General features: G+C 44.1%; 7 protein-coding genes and 2 pseudogenes. 7 read left to right on the top strand and 2 right to left on the bottom strand.

Annotated features, from left to right (window positions below; all coding sequences use genetic code 11):
* Both LC574_RS25265 and LC574_RS25260 read left to right on the top strand, forming a co-directional pair.
* On the top strand, positions 1-331 hold a 331-nt coding region (locus LC574_RS25265; protein ID WP_229456288.1), incomplete at its 5' end, for an L-threonylcarbamoyladenylate synthase.
* 210 nt (positions 332-541) lie between these two features.
* Positions 542-1,483: a sensor histidine kinase KdpD gene (locus LC574_RS25260; protein WP_229456287.1), complete on the top strand. Its 942-nt coding sequence runs from the start codon at positions 542-544 to the stop codon at positions 1,481-1,483.
* Here the strand turns inward: LC574_RS25260 and LC574_RS25255 are convergent.
* Positions 1,425-1,895, bottom strand: coding sequence for a GNAT family N-acetyltransferase (locus LC574_RS25255; RefSeq protein ID WP_229456286.1), 471 nt, complete (start codon positions 1,893-1,895; stop codon positions 1,425-1,427). The genes LC574_RS25260 and LC574_RS25255 overlap by 59 nt on opposite strands.
* A 107-nt stretch (positions 1,896-2,002) precedes the next feature.
* On the bottom strand, positions 2,003-2,395 hold the full coding sequence (locus tag LC574_RS25250) for a hypothetical protein (RefSeq protein ID WP_229456285.1): 393 nt from the start codon (positions 2,393-2,395) through the stop codon (positions 2,003-2,005).
* Between the two features lie 153 nt (positions 2,396-2,548).
* On the opposite strand from LC574_RS25250, the pseudogene LC574_RS25245 reads away from it, so the two are divergent.
* The 5 genes and pseudogenes from LC574_RS25245 to LC574_RS25225 form a co-directional block, all read left to right on the top strand.
* Positions 2,549-2,782 (top strand): annotated as a pseudogene (locus LC574_RS25245) (MBOAT family protein); the annotation flags it as partial.
* Positions 2,779-3,450 carry a glutathione S-transferase family protein gene (locus LC574_RS25240; protein WP_229456289.1) on the top strand — a complete coding sequence of 224 codons (672 nt, stop codon included), beginning with the start codon at positions 2,779-2,781 and terminating at the stop codon, positions 3,448-3,450. The pseudogene LC574_RS25245 and the gene LC574_RS25240, both read left to right, overlap by 4 nt.
* Positions 3,451-3,958: 508 nt before the next feature.
* The gene (locus tag LC574_RS25235; protein ID WP_229456284.1) at positions 3,959-4,636 is read left to right on the top strand and encodes a response regulator transcription factor; all 678 of its coding nucleotides are present in this window, start codon (positions 3,959-3,961) and stop codon (positions 4,634-4,636) included.
* A 26-nt stretch (positions 4,637-4,662) separates the two neighbouring features.
* Positions 4,663-4,872: a hypothetical protein gene (locus LC574_RS25230; protein ID WP_229456283.1), complete on the top strand. Its 210-nt coding sequence runs from the start codon at positions 4,663-4,665 to the stop codon at positions 4,870-4,872.
* 17 nt (positions 4,873-4,889) lie between these two features.
* Positions 4,890-5,249, top strand: a pseudogene (locus LC574_RS25225) (two-component sensor histidine kinase); the annotation flags it as partial.

Here is a 5,249-nt window from a genome sequence, read left to right as displayed (position 1 = left end):
TCGCGTGCCAAAAGTTATGAACCCTATTGATCCAACAACAATTGGTATTCGAGTACCAAACAGTGCGATCGCCCAAACTATTTTGGCGCAAACAGGCCCTCTCGCCACCACTAGCGCTAATTTTTCCGGTCAGCCGCCTTTGCAAACGATGACAGAAATTGAAGTTCAGTTTCCCAAGGTTCTGACTCTAGAAGACCAGGGTGAAATATCAGGGGTGGGTGTACCTTCCACCGTTGCTAAATGGACAGGAACAAATTGGCAGATTTTGCGGCAAGGTGCGATAAAGTTAGATATTTCCAGTGATAACCAAATATATAGGACTAATATTTGATTTCTGAAAAAGCTCGGTACAACTCGAAAAGCCTAATTCCCTATTCCCTATTCCCTACTCCCCACTCCCCGCCTACGTAGATAATTTCAAAAATCAAATACGATTCCTATAGGTAGGTATAATGTTGTCTTCCTGGTTTTAACAACAGAGAAATCTAGAACTTTAGTTTGCGCTGTTGTGGTCAATTAACAAGTTAATAATTGCCAAATTATGAATTGGAGCAACTGGATATATCTAGGAGCAGGAATAGCACTAGGTATGATTTTCCGTCAATTATTTGTGCGATCGCCTAATGTTTCATCTAGCTCATCTCCAGTAGCGCCATTAGCTGAACAGGATATGCCACCAATATCGCAACAGCTACAGCAAATGCACCTGGCATACCTTATGGCAAGGGAAATGAGCCAGTTTAAAGGTGGTTTTTTGGCGCGGACTACCCATGAATTGCGATCGCCCCTCAGTGGTTTGATAGGTTTACATCAGTTAATTTTGTCGGATTTGTGTGAAGACCGGGCTGAAGAGAGAGAATTTATTGCCCAAGCTCACGAGCGAACGCTGAAGCTACTCAAGCTGATGGATGAAATTCTCAGTGTTGCCAGAACTGAACACGGTACTAATAAGTTAGATATTCAGCCTAGACCGTTAGCTCAAGTTTTGGAGGAAGTTCATAAATTAACTTATATGCTGGCGGCCAATCGCAATTTTTCCTTGCAATTGTTACCCGCCGACCCAGAAATTTATGTTTTGGCAGATTACCTCTGGCTTTGCCAAATATTGATAAGTTTAATAGACACTGCCATTACTCAAATGGAGGAAGGCAGCATCTGTATTTCTAGCAGCACAGTGCCTACAAGTAATTTTGTAAACATTTGGTTGGATGTACCAACCCATGCCATACCCTGGAGCGAACCGATTGATTTAATTAAATCTGAAGATCATCTGACCCAGATTGACCAAGGAAACGCTGCTCTTTCCCCAGGAATGAGGCTATTAATCAATCAGACTCTGGTGGAAGTTATGGGAGGAAAGTTAGAAATCCTGCCCTCGACGATTGCGAAGGAACCACATCAAGAGATTAGCAGACTACAAATCTCTATCCCCCTAGTGATTCCTGAAGCGGAACTTCTGTTGCAGGAACGAAAGCAAGGTTAGGTTGGTTGTGTAACACCATCGTAGTAGTGGTATTGGGTTGAAAACCAATCTTTTCGTAGAAACTTTGTTGGTGAGTAGTCATCAAGTAAACGCGCTCAACCGACCTCATGCGGGGATGACTCAAAACGGTTTCTACTAACTTGCTTCCCAACCCACTATTTTGATACTCTGGATGAATCACAACATCCCAAATTGTGGCGCGATATATGCCATCAGATGTTGCTCTAGCAAAGCCAATGAGTCGATTGCGATCGCAGACGGAAATCACTGGCTCACTGTTGGCAATGGCTATACCTAAATCTTCAATACTGCGGCCTTTTGCCCAGAAAGCTGAAACATTTAACAGTTCTTGGAGTTGGTAAAGGTCAATTTCAGTCTTGCGTTCGCTAAATTGAATCTGAGACTCGTTCATGTATGGCATCCACTTTTGGCAATATCTTTGTATGGTTAAGTCATATTTTGCTAAAAATTGCTGTACGTGTACATAATATATATGCTATATGCAACGAGAAAGAAAGTTTAATGACAAACCCACTTCCATAGAGGATGAGTTGGCCCCTGCTGACGTATTCGATAAACTTGTTTTTCTAAACGTTGTTTTTCCTGCTCTGGTAGTCCGATTAGAATATTTCGACTTTGCCAAACTAAAACAGCAGCAGTCATCCCAATACAAAAGGCTAAACCGAAGGTAGACAGTGGATGATAGAAGAGTCCATATCGCACCGCTACCCAGGTAAAATATTGTTGCCACAAAGAAATTTCTGCACGTAGACCCCACAAGCTAACAGGTGCAATGGTAAGCCATAAACAGCCGACAAACAGCCACCTGCCATATATTGTAAGCTGATATAGCCTTTGTACTTGTTGAGCAAAGGATGGGTCAGTTATTGACGAGTGTTCGGATTGATCCATAGGCTGTGGGGAGTGGGGGATGAGGGAGATGAGGAAGATGAGGGAGCAGGGGGAGCAGGGGAAGAATAACTATTAATTATTGATCAATGCCCCATGCCCAATGCCCCATGCCCAATGCCCAATGACAAATGACAAATGACAAATAACTAAAAAATGAACTTTATATCAATTTTTTATGGGCTGTTCTTGTTGAGTGTGTTAGGAATTTATTGGTCTTTAGCACAACAGAAATTGCGATTGTGGACGCTGCTAATTGCTAGCTTGGTTTTCTACGCATCTTTGCAGTTCCAGTACATACCATTACTATTAGCATTGACGTATATTAATTTCCGTGTGGGGCTAGAGATTGGGAAAAATACCTCGCCAGGGAAACATTCTCTTGACTGGCTGAAATTAAAGTATACAGTGCAGTTGTTTGTCCTTATGCTCACCGTACCCGCTTGGTACTCCAAGAGAAAGGCATCGACTTCGATTTGATTGAAATTGATTTGCAGAATAAGCCTGAAGGGTTTACCAAAGTTTCCCCCTATGGGAAAGTGCCTGCACTAACTCATGGTGATAACCGAGTTTGGGAGTCAGCAGTGATTAACGAGTATCTTGATGAGGTATTTCCCAATCCACCACTGTTACCTAGCAGTCCCGCTGCTAGGGCACAGGCTCGCATCTGGATCGATTTTGCTAACACCAGGTTCGTTCCCGCTTTTTCTACCCTGCTGCGGAGTTCAGATCCCCAAAAACAAGAAGAAGCTAAACAGGAACTATACAAACACTTGGAATTCATTGAAAATGAAGGTTTAGCAAAGCTATCTGGGGAAGGCCCCTACTGGTTTGGTGAATCCATCAGTTTGGTCGATTTTACTTATTTCCCCTGGTTTGAGCGCTGGGCTGCACTGAAGCAGTATCGTGGCTTTGGAGTGCCAGAGGAATTTACCCGTCTACGCCAGTGGAAACGTGCTTTGAAAGAGCGTGAGTCTGTGAAAGCGATCGCTCACTCTAAGGAATTCTACATTGAGCGATATGCTAAATTCGCTGCACCTACTCTTGCTGCTGTTTAAACGTAATTAATAACTATGTTTCAAGTGGGAATTTAAACCCCACTTGAAACATAAAATTAAACTCTTTAAAATTACGAATTACGTTAGCGACGTAGGAGCGTCATTACGAATTACGAACTTGTACTGAGCCTGTCCTGAGCGTAGCCGTTGGCGCAGCCTCTCGTAGAGAAGGGCGTAGCCGAAGTATTACGAATTACATTGGTGTCAACTTAACGTGAAAGTCATGTCCCGCAAGGAACTGAAGTTCCTTGCTAATAGCGAAAGTCATCTTAAGATGACTAAATATACCCAAAAATCTTTAGTCTACTTCAGTAGAGTTTAGCTGAAAGCCAAAGAACTTTAGTTCTAGGCGGGTGAGGCAAGCCAACAGTTAAGCTTCTAGCTTAAGTTGACACGTATGTACATCTGTACGCCCCTACCCATGTATCTGTATCAGGGATTTTGTGAAATGGTATTAGCTTAATCTTAAAATTAGAAAGCGAAAATTACGGCAACCTGAGCAAATGGGATGTTAATCTTACTAGTCGAAGATGACCCATCGCAGTTAGAGCCACTGCGGGCAGCCTTATTGAAGGTGGGGCATACAGTTGATGCGATCGCTGATGGAGAAACGGCACAGTGGTTTGCCTTTCGTAAAGACTATGACTTGCTAATTCTAGATTGGATGTTGCCTAAAGTGAGTGGCGTAGAATTGTGTCAAGTGTATCGACGGGCAGGTAAGCTGACTCCTGTATTGATGCTGACAGCGAAAGACACGATTTTGGATAAGGTAATGGGTTTAGATGCTGGAGCCGATGATTACTTAGTAAAGCCTGTAGATGTCCTAGAGTTATTGGCACGAGTCCGGGCGCTAGGACGGCGATCGCCTATGTGGCAAGGAGATATACTTAGTCTGGGCGATTTGCAACTTCATTTATCTAGTTTGACGCTCGAACTTGGTTCGTTGACAACTCAACTTTCTAGTCGGGAGTTTCAATTGATGGAGTATTTGATGCGTCATCCCCGCCAAGTATTATCTCATAACCAGATTGAGCAAGCCCTTTGGAGTTGCGGAGAGGAACCAGAAAGTAACGCGGTTACTACCTTGGTTCGCCGCTTGCGCCAGCGCTTACAGACTATTGGTGTCAAAGATTGGATAGAAACAGTGCATCGGATGGGCTATCGAATAAATCCGCCAAATTTGTAAACCGTCAAACGGAGGCAGGGGGCAGGGTGCAGGGGGCAGGGGGAGATGAGGGAGCAGGGGGAGATGAGGGGGATGAGGGAGATGAGGGAGATGAGGGAGCAGGGGGAGATGAGGGGGATGAGGGAGATGAGGGAGCAGGGGAGCAGGGGAGAGGTTGCAGTCAGTCTTTCCCCTCATTTCCCCCTGCCCCATGCCCAATGCCCAATGCCCAATGCCCCATGCCCAATGCCCAATGACTAATGACTAATGACTAATGTTTAATCATAGCCGTCGTAATCTTGCTCACTGGTTTGCCCTGTCAATGGGTGGAATTTTGTTCGCTTTTGCAGGGGTGGGCTATTGTCTGAATGCAGAAGAACAGTTGCGGGTTTTTGACGACGAACTCTTTTCACAAAGTAAAGCCTTTGCTACCAAAACCCAATACTTTCTTTATCAAAGTCAAAGGCAAAATCAGCGCAGCCAAACTCCTGTAGAAAGCAGTGTATCGTTGAATGGCGGACTAATATACGCGCGGTGGTATAACTCTAATAAACAACTTTTACAGTTTATTGGTTCATCGGGTGGCAAACAGTTGACCACAGAACCTGAATTTCAAACGGTAGAAGTACCGATA

It is taken from the genome of Nostoc sp. CHAB 5715 (assembly GCF_020829685.1).
Lineage (GTDB): Bacteria > Cyanobacteriota > Cyanobacteriia > Cyanobacteriales > Nostocaceae > Nostoc.
The sequence above is the reverse complement of the archived record's forward strand: the minus strand, read 5'-3'. Positions and strand labels throughout refer to the sequence as shown.

Coding starts and splice junctions, on each gene's coding strand:
- LC574_RS25260 (WP_229456287.1), top strand. CDS start 542: ATGAATTGGAGCAACTGGATATATCTAGGAGCAGGAATAGCACTAGGT.
- LC574_RS25255 (WP_229456286.1), bottom strand. CDS start 1,895: ATGAACGAGTCTCAGATTCAATTTAGCGAACGCAAGACTGAAATTGAC.
- LC574_RS25250 (WP_229456285.1), bottom strand. CDS start 2,395: ATGGATCAATCCGAACACTCGTCAATAACTGACCCATCCTTTGCTCAA.
- LC574_RS25235 (WP_229456284.1), top strand. CDS start 3,959: ATGTTAATCTTACTAGTCGAAGATGACCCATCGCAGTTAGAGCCACTG.